The 18198-nt window shown below is 56.1% G+C and carries 8 protein-coding genes; 4 read left to right on the forward strand and 4 right to left on the reverse strand.

What is annotated here, in order from left to right; translation table 11 throughout:
- The first annotated feature begins 10 nt into the window (after positions 1 to 10).
- The 4 genes from ACFE7X_RS17735 (at position 11) to ACFE7X_RS17750 (ending at position 9734) form a co-directional block, all read left to right on the forward strand.
- Positions 11 to 2062 (forward strand): DUF3857 domain-containing protein, encoded by a 2052-nt coding sequence (locus ACFE7X_RS17735; protein ID WP_375437025.1) that lies wholly within the window; start codon positions 11 to 13, stop codon positions 2060 to 2062.
- Complete coding sequence (locus tag ACFE7X_RS17740; protein ID WP_375437026.1) at positions 2059 to 4023, forward strand: DUF3857 domain-containing protein; 1965 nt, start codon at positions 2059 to 2061, stop codon at positions 4021 to 4023. Before ACFE7X_RS17735 ends, ACFE7X_RS17740 begins: the two co-directional genes overlap by 4 nt.
- 436 nt (positions 4024 to 4459) lie before the next feature.
- Positions 4460 to 5542: an SDR family oxidoreductase gene (locus ACFE7X_RS17745; protein WP_375437027.1), complete on the forward strand. Its 1083-nt coding sequence runs from the start codon at positions 4460 to 4462 to the stop codon at positions 5540 to 5542.
- A gap of 619 nt (positions 5543 to 6161) precedes the next feature.
- Positions 6162 to 9734: a reprolysin-like metallopeptidase gene (locus ACFE7X_RS17750; RefSeq protein WP_375437028.1), complete on the forward strand. Its 3573-nt coding sequence runs from the start codon at positions 6162 to 6164 to the stop codon at positions 9732 to 9734.
- Between the two features lie 401 nt (positions 9735 to 10135).
- On the opposite strand, the gene ACFE7X_RS17755 is transcribed toward ACFE7X_RS17750, so the two are convergent.
- The 4 genes from ACFE7X_RS17755 to ACFE7X_RS17770 form a co-directional block, all read right to left on the reverse strand.
- The gene (locus ACFE7X_RS17755) at positions 10136 to 11872 is read right to left on the reverse strand and encodes a T9SS type A sorting domain-containing protein (protein ID WP_375437029.1); all 1737 of its coding nucleotides are present in this window, start codon (positions 11870 to 11872) and stop codon (positions 10136 to 10138) included.
- Positions 11873 to 12251: 379 nt separating this feature from the next.
- Positions 12252 to 14396, reverse strand: coding sequence for a helix-hairpin-helix domain-containing protein (locus tag ACFE7X_RS17760; RefSeq protein ID WP_375437030.1), 2145 nt, complete (start codon positions 14394 to 14396; stop codon positions 12252 to 12254).
- Positions 14396 to 15244 (reverse strand): hypothetical protein, encoded by an 849-nt coding sequence (locus tag ACFE7X_RS17765; protein ID WP_375437031.1) that lies wholly within the window; start codon positions 15242 to 15244, stop codon positions 14396 to 14398. Before ACFE7X_RS17765 ends, ACFE7X_RS17760 begins: the two co-directional genes overlap by 1 nt.
- A gap of 184 nt (positions 15245 to 15428) precedes the next feature.
- On the reverse strand, positions 15429 to 18149 hold the full coding sequence (locus ACFE7X_RS17770; RefSeq protein ID WP_375437032.1) for an FG-GAP-like repeat-containing protein: 2721 nt from the start codon (positions 18147 to 18149) through the stop codon (positions 15429 to 15431).
- Positions 18150 to 18198: the final 49 nt, after the last annotated feature.

Genomic DNA, 18198 nt, shown 5'->3' on the forward strand with positions numbered 1-18198 from the left:
TATCTATTGTATGAAAAAAATTGCATTCTGCCGGATTGCGTTGCTAACTGCGCTTGGTAGTGCAGCCACGCTGTCGGCAATGGGCCAAGCTGACCCCATCAAATTCGGCAAACCCAATCCTGAGGACTTCACTCCTAAAAGCTTTGTGGCCGACAGTGCTGCCGAGGCCGTAGTGCTATGCGACTATGGCCGCTCCCGCTTTGAATACGCCGAGGGTGACTTTCGGGTGGTATTCGACCGAGTTACGCGCATCAAAATTCTAAGCAAAGCGGGGTATGATTGGGCCACGGTAGAGGTGCCACTTTACCATCAGAGCAGCCGCGAGGAAAAGCTCACGAACGTACGCGGCTTCACCTACAACATGGTTAACCAGGAAGTAGTGAAAGAGAAATTCGACGCTACCATCTTCCGCGAGGAAGCCAGCGCCAACGTAACGATGCGCAAGTTTACATTGCCCAATGTGCGTGAAGGCTCGGTTATTGAATACTCTTACACAGTTGTCTCCGACTTCACCTTCAATTTCCAGGACTGGCAATTTCAACACTCTATTCCGGTACGTTGGAGCGAATACCGAGCCTCCATTCCGACCTACTTCGACTATAAGATGATGATGCAAGGCTATGTGGCGCCCACCATAGCCGAACACTCGGAAAGCTCCATGCAAGTAACTCTGCACGAAAGCGGAAGCTTTACGGGAGGCGGCTTCAACACACAGCGCGTTTCGGGCAGTAGTAGTACAGTAAACGTTCCGCTGAAAACGCACCGCTGGGTAACGCAAGACGTACCCGCCTTCCGGGAAGAACCCTTCATGACCACTTCCCGAAATTACTTGTCGCGCATCGATTTCGAGTTGGCCGGGGTACGCTGGGAGGGCCAGCCGTATCATGCCGTAGCCGACAGCTGGGAGAAAATCAACGACGACCTGCTAACTAGCGAGAACTTTGGGATGCAGCTCAAGCGGGGCAGCTTCCTGAAAGAGCAACTTACGCCGCTACTGGCCCAGGAGAAAGACCCAGCCGCTCGCGTGAAGGCTATTCATGCCTTGGTGCGCAAAGCCGTGAAATACGACGGCCACGACTGGCTCTATAGCACCAGCACCATTCGCAAGGCGTATGACCAGCACCGTGGCACAGCCGCCGACGTGAACCTGCTGCTGATTGCCGCGTTGCGCGAAGCCGGTTTTCAAGCCAATCCAGTACTGCTGAGTACCCGTGACCACGGCATGGTGAATCAGGAATTTATGCCGCTGCTTTCGCGCTTCAACTATGTGGTGGCACACGTGGCGCTGCCTGAAGGCAAAGAAATGATGGTGGATGCCACCGAGGAGTTGATTCCCTGCGGTATGCTGCCTACGCGCTGCCTCAACGGTTCGGGACGTCTTATTATGCCGAAAGCATCTGAATCGCGCTGGATCAGCTTGGCTCCCCAGCATCGCCTCACCGAATATCAACAGATTCAACTCACGCTCGATGACAAGGGCGGCTACACGGGCAAGGTACATTCCGAACACAGCGGCTACGCTGGTTTGCGGCAGCGCACCCAACTTAATGCGAAAGGCGAGAAGAAGTTTGTGGAAGAATTGCTGCACGGCCGGGAAGGCTGGAACCTGAACAAGTACCAGTTCAGCCAGCGCGAAGCCCTCGATAAGCCTTTAACCTTCGACTACGAACTAACGGCAGCGGGAACCGATGCGCCCGCCACTATGCTTTACCTCAAGCCCATGCAGCACTTCGGCAATGCCCGTAACCCATTCGTGCACGAGGACCGCAAGTTCCCCGTGGACTTTGGCTATGCCCTGGACGAGACACTGATCATCACCCTCACGCTGCCCGCCGGCTACGAAGTGGAAGAGTTGCCGAAAGCGGCCGCCATTGCCCTACCCGACAACGGCGGACGGTTCGTGTTTCAGGCGCAGCCTAAGGGAGCTACCATCCAGTTGATGAGCCGGCTTAATCTAAGCCGGCCCGTGTACTCGGCCGAAGAATACGCAGGTCTGCGTGAGTTTTACCGGCTGGTAGTGGCTAAGCAGACCGAGCAAATCGTGTTGAAGAAGAAATCATGAGTAGTCTTCTCTATTGCTTGAAATCGGGGCGCCGCAGTGGCCTGCTGCTAGGTGCGAGCCTATTGGCGAGTACCGTACTAGCCGGCCCGGTCCCTAAATATCCGGTGGCAGATATACCTGCTGCCTTACGCGAGAATGCGCACGCGGTAGTCCGCCTGTCTGAGGAAACATTGCTAGTGAAGTCGGCGGGGCGAACCATTGATACCGAGCGGCGCGCTGTTACTGTCTTCGATGAAGCTGGTTCCGATTATGGCCGCATTTTGGTTGCTTATGATCAACTCAATTCGGTGAATTACCTGCGTGGCTTCGTGTACGATGCCGATGGCCGCCTATTGCGCACGCTTAAAGCGTCGGATATCAGGGATGTATCCTTGTCTGATGGTTCTAGTTTGGCCAGTGATGGGCGGGGGCGAACCGCCGATTTGCGTCAGCCCCAATACCCCTACACGGTGGAATTCGAGTACGAAACCAATTCCACCAATACCCTCTTCTATTCCACCTGGCGGCCCCAGTCCACCGAGCAGGTGGCCGTGGAGCAAGCAATGTTTCGGGTACTGACGCCCACCGAATTGCCCTTACGCTACCTAGAGCGTGATTTACCGCCGGGCACGGCGGTAACGCGCAGCACGCAGGCTGGGGGCTTGCAGACCTACGAGTGGCGGGTACAGAATTTGGCCGCCGTGGAAGACGAGCCTGACGGGCCACCCGTGTCCGAGACGACGCCGGTGGTGTTTACGGCCCCGAGCCAGTTCGAAGTGCAAGGTCACTTAGGTACACTCACGTCGTGGCAAACACTGGGCCTTTGGAGTTATCAGCTGAATATGGGGCGCGACGAGCTGCCGGCCGCCGTGCAAGCCAAAATAGCCGCGCTGGTGCAAGGCGAAACCAACGAGCGGGCGCGCATCAAGCAAGTGTATGAGTGGTTGCAGGCCAATACCCGTTACGTGTCGGTGCAGTTGGGTCTTGGTGGCTGGCAGACGTTTCCGGCTTCCAGCGTGGCCGCCAACGGCTACGGCGACTGCAAGGCCCTTACCAACTACTGCCAAGCCTTGTTGAAAGCAGCAGGCGTTACGGCATATTGCGCGCTGGTGCGGGCCAACGAGGAAGATATCCGCACCGAGTTTCCGAGCCAACAGTTCAACCACGTAGTGCTGTGCGTGCCGCTACAGAAAGCCGCCAAGCGCGACACAGTGTGGTTGGAATGCACCAGCCAAACCAACGCGTTTGGCTATATGAGCAGCTTCACCGGCAACCGCCACGCCTTGCTTATCACGCCACAGGGCGGCCAGTTGGTACGCACCCCCCGCTACGGCGCCCCCGACAACCGGCGCGAGCGGCTCGCCGACGTGTACTTGGATGAGAAAGGCAGCGCCACCGCCAGCATCCGCACCCGCCGCACTGGCTTGGAACAAGACAACTATGCTGTGCTGGCTAACGCCTTGAATGTAACCGACCAAAAGAAAGTGCTGGCCGAAAACTTGCCGCTGGCCAATTTCACGATCAACAAGCTGACGTACGCAGCCGACAAGCGGGGGCCCATACCAGCCCTTACCGAGACGTTGGGGTTGGCACTACCAGGCTGGGCAAACGTGTCGGGCAAGCGGGCTTTCCTGACGCCCAACTTGCTGAGCCGCTGGAATGCGCTGCCACCTAGTGCTGGTGAGCGGCGGACCGCTATCTGGCTCGAAAACTCATTTAGCTACGCCGATACGGTGCGCATTCATGTACCCGCCGGCTTCAAGCCCGAAAGCTTGCCGGCCCCCATACAACTCAGCACCGCTTTCGGCACGTACTCCAGCCAGGTACAGGCCCTTCCTGATGGTACTTTGCTGTATGTGCGCCGGCTGCTGGTGCCTCGCACCCGGTTTGCCCGCTCGGAATATCCCGCGTATCAGGACTTCCGCCGCCGCATCAGCACGGCCGATAAAGCGCAAGTGGTGCTTGTGAAGACCGACGCGTAAAACAGTGAATCATTAGCATGGAAAGCCCTTTGGAATTGATTCCGAGGGGCTTTTCTTATGCCTATTGGCGGCATAACTTCGGCAAGGTTGTCTCACCGAAGTGAGGTTGAAGGCTTGGTTATTGTCGTCAGGGAGGGCAGTGCGAAAATCGGCTGGCGGCGGTAGCAACGCAACACTTGGCTGCACCGACCTTGGGTTGGCGTTGGCGTTTGAGTATTGCTCAAGTAGCCTGACGGAGGCTGTAGCGCGAAGCTCTACAGCCTTCGACCCGGTAGATACAACTTTCGGGCATCTCGGCGTTGCCAAGGGCGCGGCGCTGCCTCGTGCTCGCAAGTCAGTTCGTGACGAGGATATGTATGCTTAATGACAAGGTCTTTTTGTATCAAAGCCTAGCATTCGTCGTACTCCCCTACTGAACTCATCCTACCTACAACCTATGAAAATCAACCTAAAAAAGCTTTCCGAACAAGTTGTTGTTATTACCGGTGCCTCGTCGGGTATTGGCTTAGTTACGGCGCGCATGGCGGCCAAGAAAGGTGCTAAGTTGGTGTTAGCTGCTCGTAGCGAGGAAGCGCTGCAACAGCTAACCAGCGAGATAATGGAAGACGGTGGCCAAGCAACTTATGTGGTAGCCGACGTGAGCAGCCAAGAGGAAGTGCAGCGCATTGCACAAGTGGCCCAGGAGCAATTCGGTGGTTTCGACACTTGGATCAACAACGCTGGGGTTTCCATTTATGGCAAGCTTGAAGAAGTGCCGATTGAAGACATGCGCAAGCTGTTTGAGACCAACGTTTGGGGGTTGATTTACGGGTCGTTGGAGGCCGCCAAACATCTCAAGCAGCGCGGCGGGGCCATTATTAATATCGGCAGCATTCTGTCGGAAACCACGGCCATTTTGCAAAGTATTTACAGCGCCAGCAAGCACGCCGTGAAAGGTTTCACCGACGGTTTGCGCATGGAACTGGAACTCGACGAAGCGCCCATTTCGGTTACGCTCATCAAGCCGGCCGCCATTGATACACCTTACCCGCTGCATGCCAAGAACTTTATGGAGCGGGAAGCCAAGCACGCGCCCCCTGCCTACGCTCCTGAAACCGTGGCACGCGCCATTTTGCACGCCGCCGAAACTCCAACGCCCGAAGTGACGGTAGGCGGTGGGGGCAAGATGATGGAAACTATGAATCACTGGGCACCGCGCCTGCTCGACAAGTTCATGGAAAACGTGTTCGTGAAGCAGGAGCAAGCTGAATATCCTGCCGGTCCGCTCGAAAACAACGGACTCGACCGTCCCACCGGCAAGCTGGAAGCGCGGGGCAACTACGACGGGCACACCCGCGAAACTAGCCTCTATACCACAGCCGCCTTGTATCCGGTCGTAACTGCCGCCGTAGCGGTGGGCGCTGGCGTGGTACTAGCCGCGTGGCTAGGCAAGTCGTCGGGAAAGAAGTCTAACGGCAAAGCGGCCCGTCACACGTACCGGGGCGTTCTGCCTCCCGAGTCAATTCAACCAACGTATTAACTACGGCCAGCAATAGGTAGCCAGCACACTTCCTTTAGGAACAGCGCCCGACTTATCTGTAAGTTGGGCGCTGTTGTTAGAGCTATTCGGAATCAGCTTGCAAGCACAGGCAAGCTGATTCAATAAATGCAGCAACCAAAAATTTGTGGCTTTCGCGCATCCTTGTTCACGTAATGGTTATCTATTGCTGGTTGGTTTGCTACTTCCGTGCTAGCGCCTAGGTTTTGCTGAGCGCATGAATAGTTTGTTTAAGTATTTAGTCCTGCTGTGCTGCCCGAAATATCTTATATGTTAAGCTCATACTATTCGTGATTACCAGAATAGTAAGATGCTTCGACCAGTGCAGCAGAACCGATCAAAAAAGGTGAAATGTTGGGAAAATAGCAGTTATCCACACTCTAGCCGATTTGTACTGTACATTGATGGTAGTGGCGGCTAGAGTCTCGTGATCTGATAATGTTCTGCAAACCCTTTGAATTTGTCTCGCAAGCAGAAACTACAACTCCTGTTTATAGTGCCTAATACCCATTCCACTCCGCAGTATGGCAGTTAAAAAACATTAACTTAGACCCATACAATAGGACTGCTTTTCTTCACTTCTCCACCTTTTCTACTTTCTATGCTATCACCCTTTACTTTCTCGCGGCGCGCTTGGCGGAAAGCTCTTTTAGGAGGCTTACTACTCGCGGCTAGCACCCCCTTCGCGGCGACTGCGCAACGGGTGCTATGGGCTGATGCCACTGAGCCGTTGCCGACTGCTTCCAGAGCTACTACTCAAGCGCTGAGGCAATACCGCGCCGTGAATGTGCAGCTACCCGCTCTGCGGGCGGCCCTGGCCGAAGCTCCTACCGAAGCTAGACTGCGCAATTCCACTACGGTTATCTCTTTGCCGCTACCCAATGGCACCTCCGAGCGCTACCGGATGGCGCAAGTGCCCGTGATGGACCCGCGACTGGCGGCGCGCTATCCCATGATTAAAACCTACGTGGGGCAAAGCCTCGATGACGCCACGGCCAGTGTCCGGCTGGATGTGTCGCCGGCTGGCTTTCACGCCCTGATTCAGGGGGCGAGCCGCACCGTTTATATCGATCCGGCTGCGAATGGCAACGCGGTGCAGCACCTCGTCTTCAACAAGAGCAGCATGAGCCAAGCAGCTCAAAGCTGGGGTTGCGCCACCACCGAATCGGCGCCGGTGCTGCCAGCTCCGACGGCAGGCCGCGTACCCAACGGCGCTACGCTGCGGACTTACCGCTTGGCTATGGCCTGCACCGGCGAATACGCAGCCACCAAGGGCGGCACCACGGTGGGCGCGCTGGCGGCCATCGTTGCGTCGGTGAACCGTGTGAGTGGCGTGTATGAAAAAGAACTGGCTATCCGCCTCGTGTTGGTTCCGCAAACCGACACCCTCATTTTCTTGGATCCTGTCACAGATCGGTACAGCAACCTGAGCAATAGTGCGACGCTGCTCAGAAACCAAGTGGTGGTGGATAGTCTTATTGGTGCGGCCAATTACGATATCGGTCACATCTTCAATACCGCCGATGGTGGTATAGCAGGCCTGGGAGTGGTATGCCGCGCTGGTTTGAAAGCCCGTGGTTCCACTGGTTTGCCTAACCCAAGTGGCGATGCTTTCGACATCGACTATGTGGCGCACGAAATTGGACACCAATTCGGCGGCGCGCACACGTTTAATGGCAGCACCGGCAGCTGCGCTGGTGGCAACCGCACGGCCACTTCGGCTTACGAGCCCGGTAGTGGCACTACGATCATGGCGTATGCGGGCATTTGCTCTCCTCAGAATGTCCAGCCGAACAGCGACCCGTATTTCCATAGCCGGAGCTACGACCAGATTATTACGTACGTAGGTGGGCTCGGCAACTGTAGCGTGAATACGGCTACTGGCAATACGGCACCGGTTGTAAATGCCGGCACCAATTACAGCATTCCGATAGGAACTCCCTTTACCCTCACGGGTTCGGCTACTGATGCCGATACTGACCCCCTCACTTACTCTTGGGAACAGTTCAACCTGGGCCCTCAAGGAGCTCCTACGGCCCCAGTTGGCGATGCGCCTATCTTCCGGGTTTTCACGCCCACTACCAGTTCGTCCCGCACGTTTCCGCAGCTGTCCAACCTGCTGGCTAACACCACGGCTCTCGGGGAAATTCTACCTTCTTATTCGCGCCGGTTGGTGTTTCGCCTCGTGGCTCGCGACAACCGCGCCACGGGCGGAGGTGTTGACTACGACTCGATGAACGTGGTGGTAGCGGGAGCGGCTGGGCCTTTCTTAGTGACCGTGCCCAACACGGCCGCGGCCTCGTGGCAGGCCGGTGCACCGCAGCAAGTAGCCTGGGACGTAGCCAACACAACCGCCGCGCCCATCAATGCGGCCAACGTAGACATTCTGCTTTCCACCGATGGCGGCCTGACTTTCCCTACGGTGTTGTTGGCTAACACGCCCAACGACGGATTCGAGAACGTGGCGGTGCCGGCCTCCGTGGCTACCACTACCACGGCCCGCATTAAGGTGCAGGCCTCGGGCAATATCTTCTTTGATCTTTCCAACCAGAACTTCACGATTCGTAACAGCGGCACGCCGACTTTTTTCCTGAGCCCGGCGGCCAATCAGATTTCCTCTATTTGTCCTGGCACCTCCCTCACAGTGCCGGTTACGGTGGGAGCCATTCAAGGCTTCACGGGCACGGTTGCCTTATCGGCTAGCAGCCTGCCAGCGGGCGTTACCGTGAGCTACGATAACAGTAGCGCCACGGTGGGCACTACGGTGCAGGCTACCATTACCTCCACCAGTGCTACCCCGGCCGGGTTGTATTCCATCTCGCTTACGGGTAGCAGCGGGGCGGAAACCCAAGCGCAGCAGTTTTCGTTTCGGGTGCTGCCCGCCGCCACTGCCGCCGCCGTACCGGTTAGCCCAACGGCGGGAAATCGGGTAGGCCCGCGGCCGCGCTTCTCTTGGAGCGCGGTGCCAGAAGCTGCCGCCTATGAATTGCAGATTGCCGCCGACGCCAATTTTACTACGGTGCTCCTTACGCAGGGAGGTATCACGACAACCAGCTTTACGGCTTCTACCGTTAATCTGACAGCGGGCACCACGTACTATTGGCGCGTGCGCGCCGTCAGCTCTTGCGGTCCGGCGCCGTATTCGGTTACTAGTGCTTTCGAAATAGGGGCCTTAACCTGTACCACCACGGCGGCGACGCAGGTACCCGTAACTATTGCGGAGTCTGCGGCCAACACTATCACGTCGGTGCTGAACGTGCAAACTGTGGAGCGAGTGGGTGACATTCGGATTCGCAACTTAGCCATCACCCACCCCAATGCGGGCGAACTAACAATTTCGCTCACCAACCCTGCCGGCCGCACAGTGGTGCTACTGGCCAACGCATGCCCTGGCACCGCCGATATCAACGTGAATCTGAGCGATGCTGCCGCGGCGGCCGTAGCCTGCCCCCTTACGGGCGGCGCTACGTATCGGCCGGCCAACTCGTTTGCTGAATTGCTGAATGACCCGGCTAATGGCAACTGGACGCTGACGGTAACCGACAACGCGCCCGGCAACGGCGGTGAGCTTACCGGCTGGAGCCTGGAACTCTGCACTCTGGGCGAAGTACCAGCCGTTCCAACGGCGCTAACGGCACTTCTCAACGGGGTAACCAACAATGTAGCCAACGTAAACTTGGTGTGGCTGGACAACGCCAACAACGAAACGGGCTACCAAATCGAGCGGACGGGCGCCAACAACACGACGTATCAACTTTTGACCTCCGTGCCCGCTAACACCACGTTCACTACCACCCAAATTGAAGGTGCCAACGGTATATACTGCTACCGCATTCGGGCTGTCAATGCAACGGGGTTTTCGGCTTATTCCAACGAGAGCTGCGTGACCGTAGCGGTGCTTGGCAACAAGAACGCAGCGCTGCTTCGTGGCGTGCAGGTATTCCCGAACCCAAGTGCAGGCTTGTTCCAGGTGAATATTGATAACGCGCAGCGCGGTACCATCACACTGCGCGTCACCGACGCTTTGGGCCGCACCGTCGACCGGACTGTGCTCAACAAAGCCGGCGCTCCGTTGCAGCACTCACTCGACCTAAGCAAGCTTAGCACGGGGGTGTACCAGCTCCACTTGGATATGCCAGAAGGCACAGCCGTAATGAAGCTGATGAAGCAGTAACAAATTGAGTTAGTGACTACTTGAAAAGGTGGCTCCTGTGTAGGAGCCACCTTTTTCTTTGTGGCAAGCTTGAATTTCACATCGTACTTGGCGCCAAATTTCAACCCCGCTGGAGCGGACATCCACAACTGGAAAGTCGTTTTCAATCATCAGGTTGCCGATTTACCTTACCCTCAACTCCTTATTCATTTTCAACTAATACAAGGTAATTCGCCCTTTATAACCTGTTTGAAAGGTGGTCAGGAATTGGAAATAGACGGAAAGTCTGCTTGGGCTGCCCTGCTTGTTACAGCACCCGCATGCTGAAGCACCACCCGTTTAATAGCCACTGAAAACAGCAAAGGCAGCACCCGCTTGGATGCTGCCTTTGCTGTTGAAGGAGCGTACTTCTTGAGTAGGCGCTATTCAAGTACCACTCTCTGAACGACCGTTTGCTTGCCCGCTTGCAAGCGTAGCATATAGATGCCCTTGGCTAACGTAGCCGTGTTGAACGACTGCTGAGCCACGCCACTACGAACTGCGAGCGTATGCTCTGCTACCACTTGGCCTAACGTGTTGAGCAGCGTAGCCTGGGCTGTGCCCAAGGTGCTAGCACCACTTACACGCACCGTTAGCTGGCCGGTGCCAGTAGGGTTAGGAAATACCTGTACCTCGCCTTCAACGAATTGCCGTTGCGCACTCAACACCATACTATTGAGGCTGATAGTAAATGGGCCTTGCACATCGAGAGTGGCATACGGCGACACGGCAATGTAGTACGTGGTGTTCGGTGTAAGGCCGGTTACGTTCAAAGAGCCAGCCGGTGAGTTGTTGGTGTCGCCGCCTTTGCAAGCCACTTGCCGGAAGCCTGCGGAGCACGAGGTAGCCGAAAACACCCGAACAGAACCCGCCGCGGCACCCGTGGTAGCAATACCCACGCTGGAACTGCCCGCACCCGTGGCGTTGGTAGTGAAACGGAACCATACATCCTTGGGATTAACAGCCACTCCGCAGCCCATGGGCGGCGGAGTAGTGTAGCCGGGAGCCACACTGCCGGTGGTAGTGGTAGCGCCCACGTTGGTGGCATTAACCGGAGTTGCAGCACTAGACGGCGCGGGCAGCGGCGTAGCCGCGCAAGGGTCGTCGTTGGTGGGGGCTGCTACGGCGCTGGTTGTGAACGTGCTGGTGAGCACATTGCCTACCACCCCGCTAGCACAAACGGGCTGAACCGTAAGGGAATAGACGGTACTGGGCATGAGGCCCGTGACAATGAAAGGCGAGCTAGTGGGGGCGGGCGTAACGGTGGTAGCGGTGCCACCCATGGGGGTATAAGTAACTGCGTAGCTGTTGTTGCCTAGCCCACCCGAAAAGCTGACCGTTGCGGAAGTGTTGCTGACAGAGCCAACCACAACGTTGCGGGGAGTGCCACAAATAACTGCTGGCGGCACAAATCGGTATATCTGCCCGGAAGCTGGCACGGTAGCAATGTTGCGCGGATCGGCGGTGGTACTAGCGGTGGGGGCAGCCGAGGCATTGTTGAGAGCCAGGTAGCTACCGGCTCCGGCGCCAGTTCCTCCTAGCCCAATGGAAGCAGAAGGTACACTCAACGCCCCGCCTTCGGGCCGATAAATGAATTCGATGTTGTTGGAGCCCTCGTAGAGCTTCACCTGAAACGATACACCAGGGTTGGTGGCATCATAATCCCAAAGAAAATTGCGCCATTCAAACGTAAAAATTCTATTCGGAGCCGTGCCCGTAGTGGCGTACGAAGCCGTGCCACCCTGGCCGCTCAGATCGTCCCAAAGGGGGGCAATCAGGGGGCGTAACCCGGAGGCGGTAGTTAAGTTGTTGGATTGGCCGGCTTCCAGGTTGGCCGTATTGAAGGTCAGGAAACCATTAGACGACGCTTGTAGCTGGGTGAAGACGGTGGCGTCGTAAGTGAAAGAAAAACCAATTGGTATTGCCGGCGACAAAGCATCGTCTTCTTGCAGCACAGGCATGGGAGTGGCGTTGGTCAGGGGCGTGAACGTACCAGCCACGGGGGCGAAGGTGTAGGTGTTTACCTGGGCTGAAGCGGAACTAACGATTAAGGCAGCTCCGACTACTACCGCCAGGAAATGCCGAAAGGTCGTAACGTCGGCTCGTATGCGTGCTTTCATTTAATAGGGAGGAGAAGTGAATAGACTGGCGTTACAATGCTTTGCTATTGCATACCAACCCGTAATAGGCCAATATAATCTATAAATTCTTCTCGGAAACGGAATGAGGTTAGCCTCTCAGGTTGCTGCTAGGCCAAAAAGAATTTACGATATCTACCACTGAAATCTTAAAGTGTAGACTACTAGCGTCCTGCTTCCTAGTTCCTGTTGATCAAGCAACTGTAATGGCGCCTTGTGCTCCTTGTCGTGTTTTGTGAATTAGTTGGTGGGGCTGCAAGGCGTGCTCTGCCATGCACGACGATACAACCAAGCACAACACGCCAGCCCGTGCAAGCGAAAGGCACGAACTGGCGGGTCTGCAAACAGGTGAAGTAGGTGCTTAGAAACGATACCGGGCTTGCGCCTTGAACTCGGTACGACGCGGGCCTTCAGTTTCCTCTAGCCCCGAGCCCACTGTGCGCTGATGCCGATAAGAAGTTTCGGCAAGGCGCAGCCAAAGCGTAAGGCTCCGGGTGCAACTAATTTCAGCTAAGCCATAGATGCGGGTGCCTTGCCCGGAAAGCGCGGGTACCGAGAAGGCATAGAGCACGTCTTGCTCGAAAACGTACTGCCGGGTATCGTAGTCGTCGGTATCGAAAAGGGCATAGCGCGCGGTTAGGCGCAGGCGGCGGCCAAGCCCTACGCTAACATCCTGCGCCAACACATAGCCGCTGCGCCAAGGTCCCTGGTCTTCCCGGTAGCGAGTGCCTTGCACACGGGTGCGCAACCCAAGCGTAGTAGCGGGACTGGCATCGTAGTAAAGCAGCAAACTGCGGCGCACGGTAGGTACCAGCAGCGGCAAAGGCCGGTCACCGGCGGCGTCATACTCTTTGTCACGGGTGCGTACCTGGGCGTAGAGCAAGCTGGTTTTAGTGGGCGCATACGCTACGCGCACCAGCCAGTCGTGCCCACGTGAGGGAGCCCCCACTTGGTACTTCAACCACGGAAACCAGAATCGGTCGTAATAAGCCGACACCTCCCACCGGGCCACCGGCCGTAGCTTCAGCCCCAGATATAAGCCCGACTCGTTGATGTTGCGGGTGTTTTCGCTGAGTGCACCACCGTAGAGGGTGTGAAAGTCGCGGGTGTAGTGCCGCATCAGCGCCGACACGTCGAAGGTGGGTGCAATACTAGCCAGCACCCCATTAACGGTCCCCAAACCGCCGGAACTGCTGCGGGCCGTTTCGCCGAAGAGCAGCACGTTGCCGCGCACGTAGCTGTAATGGGCGCTCAATGCCAAGTTGTGTTGGCCCCGAAACTCGTACTGGTTGTAGAGTTCGGGACGGCGCTGGATGGCTTTATCGAAATGAGTATCGACGGCGGTGAGGCCGGCGGCAAAGTTGCTGCTGCGGCTGTTGTAGCTGAGGTTGCCGCCCGCCACCGTCTCGCGTAAGGCTTGCCGGTTGGCTAGTTCGCTGGGCGTGCGGTGGAAGCCCGTGAGTTGAAAGCCCGAGGAAAACTCATCGAACTCTGCCAGCGAATCGGCGGCAAGCTGCACGTTGGCATCCACCCGCTTGCGCGAAACGAAAGCCGTAGCCCGCACCGTTGGGGCTAAACTATAGGTAGCCGCTACTCCCCGAAAAAAGGTACTCTCCAATACCGACGAATATGGCCGCACCCCCACCGAGCTGCGCCGGAGCGTGGTAATCGTTTCGGCTCCCTTCCCGACCTGCAACCCCGACGACAGTAGCAGGCCCTGCCCGAATTGCAATTGGTAGTCGCCCACGGCCAGCGTTTTCAACCGCCCCCGCTCCTGCAACACCAAGTGCCCCGACAGAAAATCGGCCCCGTAGCGACGAGCACTCGGGTTCCATACTAGTTGCTCGCCCGCATCCTTCTCGGCAGTGAAACCGAAGCTGAAATCTTTGGTATGACTGACGCGGTAGCGCACCAATAACTTGTCGGGCGACCCCAGGTAGCGCGTAGGTTTGTGCCCGAGGCTGTCGAGCGGCGCCGCAGCATAGCCTGTACGGTCTTGCAGCACTCGTTCGTAGCGCACAAACAGTGCATTGTTATCTTCTTTGAATACGCGTTGCCAGAGAGGACCCCGAAGTGCGTTGCTTGCTCCCACAGTTTGCGCCGTCACGAAGGGCGCCACGCGGTAGATAGTTCGCACGTCGAAGCCGGGCACTATTTGCAGTTCATACAGCGTAAGGAGTGCCCCGCGCTGCTGCCGGTAGTCGAGCAGGTTGGTAATCTGGCTTTCGGAAAGCAGCAACAACCCCCGAAGCTCTTCCCGGGTGGCGGTGTTAAGGTTGAGAGGCGTCTGGTAGTATTGCAGCAACGTTTCGTAGAGGTCCTCATGCGGCACTTGGTCGCTCTGAATTTCGGCAAACAACTCCTGCGTCAGCCGATCTAAGTCGGCGGGTGGGCGTGCGTATTCCTGCGCCTGACCAACGAGCGTTGCCAGTAGTAGTACGGCCAGTGCTCCTAGGCAACGCTTGGGCCATGAAGACCACTTACGGTTGAACAGCGCGTACTGCATCACTTCTTCTCGAAGACAAAGCCCACGCCTACATGTTGGCTTAACCCCAAGGCGGCGTGCCAAGCCGCGGCATAATCAATCTGGAGCGCGCCGGCGTGGAATCCAAGGCCGCCCGTAGCTTCCTCGGTTAGGGTTCGGAAGCCAGCGCGCAGCGCCAGCTTTTCGATGATGCGGTATTCGAGACCGGCCTTGAAGTCGGCGTCCTGCTCCACGTCTTTCTCGGTTTCGATGTTGAGTTGCACCTTGTCTGTAGGCCGATACGAAAAGCCGGCTTTAAGCACGGTGGGCACCCGCTCCTGCTGATAGTCGGCTAGTTTAGCCTGGTTGAGGTTGTAGAGATAGGCGCCAAATACCAGGCGCTTCGGCACTAATTCCGCTTGTCCTCCCAACGACAGTGCCAGTGCCCGCTTGCTGCCCAAACCCTCGATGCTGAGCTGCAACATATCCACTCGGGCCCCAATGCTTACCAAGCCCCCGCGGTAACCGTAGCCGGCGCCCACGCGTTGTTCGCTGTAGAGCTTGCCGCCAAAACGCTGCACCTCCACACCCACCACGCCATTTTTGGCCTTGTTGTTTTCCACCTCACCCAGCGGCATGGCCGCCGCCACAGCCACCGTGTTTAGCGCACCTAGCAGGTAACGGTTTTCGGCATATACGCCTACCGTTGGCCCGCTTAGCTGTCCCAGGCCCGCTACATTGTTGCCCACCGCCCATACGTCGCTCAGTGTCACCGAAGCATTGCCAAGTCCTGCTGCTCGCGCACCGCGCGTCCCCGGGCCGTTGCCTTGGCCGTAGGCGGTAATTACCAATAGAAATAAAATAACTACAATAAGATAGAGTTGTCTCATAAGCAAGCAGATAGAACCGTCAATGATAGTAGATTTAGAATTCTAGACACATAAATTCTTTCATATTATTCTCTGCCTAATTCGTTGGGCCAACAACTAATTGCTTGATTTCATTTTACAGACAACGTCCCGACCTTACCAAGACCGGGACGTTGTGCAGGCTTTCAATCTGTAACTAATCAGGCTACTCCACCGCCATTCGTTGCGTGGTAGTGCCCGTTGCAGTGCGTACGCGCACTAGGTACATGCCAGTAGCGGCGGCTGGGAATTGTAGTAACTGAGGTTGCTGCAAGGAGGCCAATCGGCGCTGCCACACCACGCGGCCCGTCACGTCGATTACCGTCACGTCGGCGGGGCCGGCAGTTTCACTTTTCAACCAAAAATGCCCACCCGGTGCCGGATTCGGGTACAGTTCCATTGACTTCACTACTGTTGGCTGATAAGCACTTGTGCCTAACACCTGAGGCACCGTGATACGAAAGCTGCGCGTGACACTCCCGTTCTGGCTCTGGCCGTTGTTTACCGTTACGCTGATGGTGGCAGTGCCGCCGCGTGTAGTGCTGATGGTGTAAGGTAAGCTACCAGTAGCATCAGGGCTAGTATAGTTCATTGGCCCTACGGCTACCAGCGTGGGGTCGGAACTAGTGGCCGTCACAGTCAGGGGTAATACTTGGTTAGGATCACCGTCACCGATTCCAGCTAAAGAAACCGGAGTTTGGATGGCAAGAGCACGGTTGGCGGTTACATCGGCAATGGGATCGAGAAGTGGGGCAACGCTAGGTTGATTAGGATTCACGCCACCCGGATTATAATAAATACGGAAGGTTCTGCTAGTTGTATTGTTGGTGCTTTGGCCATCACTTACCGTAATAGTTACCGTAGCAATCAAGCCTGGCGTCGAAAACGGAGCTGTTCCGACACTAAACGGCGGTTGATACACAGCACTAACTGACGGACTAGTATACGTAAAGACACCACTGTTCAAGCCGCCAACTGAAGCTGTAACAGTGAAAATGGCGCTCAGACTTAAAATATCATTCTCATTGACCGCTCCCGAATTAATGCCTGACAAAGGAATAGTAATCGGTGAGGTAGGTTGCGTCAACACTAGATCAGGAATAGCATCCAAGGTCGGCGGGTCGTTCACCGCGCCGACCGTCACTTGAAACGTGCGGCTGAAGGTGCCATTCTGAGCTTGCCCATCGGACGCTGTAACCGTGATAGTACAGGTGCCAAACGCATTAGGAGCGGGCCGCAGGCGCAATGTGCCGGTGCTGGTGGGGCTGAAATAGCTAATAGTTGGGTTGGGTACCAAGCTAGGATCGGAGCTGACGGCAGTGAGCGTCACCGCTTGGCCGGCATCGCCACCATTGCTGATGCCGCTGAGCGCAATATTCTGCTGTGCATCGTCTTCCGTTAGTGTTAGGTCAGATAAGGCGTTGAGCGTAGGCGCATTGTTGGTATTGGCACCAGCTCCTGTGTAGCGGAAAATAGTCAGGTTGCCGCTTGCCAAGTTGAATACGGCTAGATCTGAGCGGCCATCATTGTTGAAATCACCGGTTACCAAATTGCTGCCAACCGGACCGTAACTACTAGGTTGGCTGAAACCGCCGCTGGATAGTCCGCGCAAGACATAGAAATTATTGAAATCAACTACAAGAATATCCGTTAGGCCGTCACCATCAACATCAGCTACTGGTTGTAGACTGTTTGATGTATTAGTGGAAGCCAGGGTGAAGGAAAAACCAGTGGCAGTTCGAAGTGCTGCTATTATACCATCAGTGCCATTTAACCGACCATTCAACAATAAATCGGGTCGGCCATCATAGTTCACATCCGTAGCTTGGGGCACACCAAACAAGACGCTGCCATTGTTGCCTATGCTAGTTGATTCCGGCGCGGCGTAGCCGGTGTTGGTTGCATTACGGGCTATGTAAATTATACTCTTAGGAAAATCATCGCCTATAACTGCCACGTCCAGCCGGCTATCCTGGTTGAAATCGGCTACTACCTGACCGTAAAGCTGTCCGCTCAGCAACACTGAAGGGGCATTGAATCCGCTGCCATTGTTGCGTAGCTCCACTAATTGCTCCCCAAAAGCAAGTGCTCCATTTGTGATGACAGCAACTAAATCTGGTAAGCCGTCAGCATTCATATCCTGCACGTCCACTGATCCTCCTGTGGCGGCACCGGTTGTGAAACGTTCTCCGCTCAGATTTAAGGCGGTAGCAGATGCAAAACCATTGCCGTTGCCTAGGTTACGGAGTAGTAGCAACTGGCCAGAGGCACCGACCAGCAAATCAGCCGCCCCATTAGCATCCACGTCAGCTGCTTTCACATAACCTGGCCTGGTACCGGCAGCTAGTGTAATTGCCGGATCATAACCTCCTTGCCCATCACTTAGAACCAGTAGCAAGGCACCATCCGCAACCACAGCAAAATCGGCGTAGTTATCTGCATTAAAATCGGCAGCCGCTATTCCTGACTGTCCCGTACGCGACATTCCTACCGGGTAATTAATAACCTGGTAAGAATTGGCATTTAAGGCTGCTCCGGTGAAGCGAAGAGTGAAAACTGGTGTTGCCGAGCTTAAAGAAGATCCTACTTGCCGATTGGTCAAATCGGTCACCGTTACGGGTGTTATGGACGAAGCGCCTACCGGCACTTGCACGGTGAGTTGGGTGGTAGTAGCGGCCGTTACGGCGGCCCGAGCCGTTCCGAAGTACACGGCATTTTGAGTGACACTTGTGGCAAACCCCGTCCCACTAATAACTACGGTAGCGCCCGCCGCGGCGTTAGTTGGCGCTAGGCTGGTGATAATAGGTTGCGCTACGGCATTAGCCGCTAGCAAACCGGCAACTAATATTCCTGCTAATCGAGCGGTTAATCGTACAGATTTATTCATGTTGTTAGGTAGTGATAAGTAGCAAGTAACGTCACTTCGGTGCCTTTGC

The sequence above is a fragment of the uncultured Hymenobacter sp. genome, assembly GCF_964242765.1.
Classification (GTDB): domain Bacteria; phylum Bacteroidota; class Bacteroidia; order Cytophagales; family Hymenobacteraceae; genus Hymenobacter.

Coding starts and splice junctions, on each gene's coding strand:
- ACFE7X_RS17735 (WP_375437025.1), top strand. CDS start 11: ATGAAAAAAATTGCATTCTGCCGGATTGCGTTGCTAACTGCGCTTGGT.
- ACFE7X_RS17740 (WP_375437026.1), top strand. CDS start 2,059: ATGAGTAGTCTTCTCTATTGCTTGAAATCGGGGCGCCGCAGTGGCCTG.
- ACFE7X_RS17745 (WP_375437027.1), top strand. CDS start 4,460: ATGAAAATCAACCTAAAAAAGCTTTCCGAACAAGTTGTTGTTATTACC.
- ACFE7X_RS17750 (WP_375437028.1), top strand. CDS start 6,162: ATGCTATCACCCTTTACTTTCTCGCGGCGCGCTTGGCGGAAAGCTCTT.
- ACFE7X_RS17755 (WP_375437029.1), bottom strand. CDS start 11,872: ATGAAAGCACGCATACGAGCCGACGTTACGACCTTTCGGCATTTCCTG.
- ACFE7X_RS17760 (WP_375437030.1), bottom strand. CDS start 14,396: ATGCAGTACGCGCTGTTCAACCGTAAGTGGTCTTCATGGCCCAAGCGT.
- ACFE7X_RS17765 (WP_375437031.1), bottom strand. CDS start 15,244: ATGAGACAACTCTATCTTATTGTAGTTATTTTATTTCTATTGGTAATT.
- ACFE7X_RS17770 (WP_375437032.1), bottom strand. CDS start 18,149: ATGAATAAATCTGTACGATTAACCGCTCGATTAGCAGGAATATTAGTT.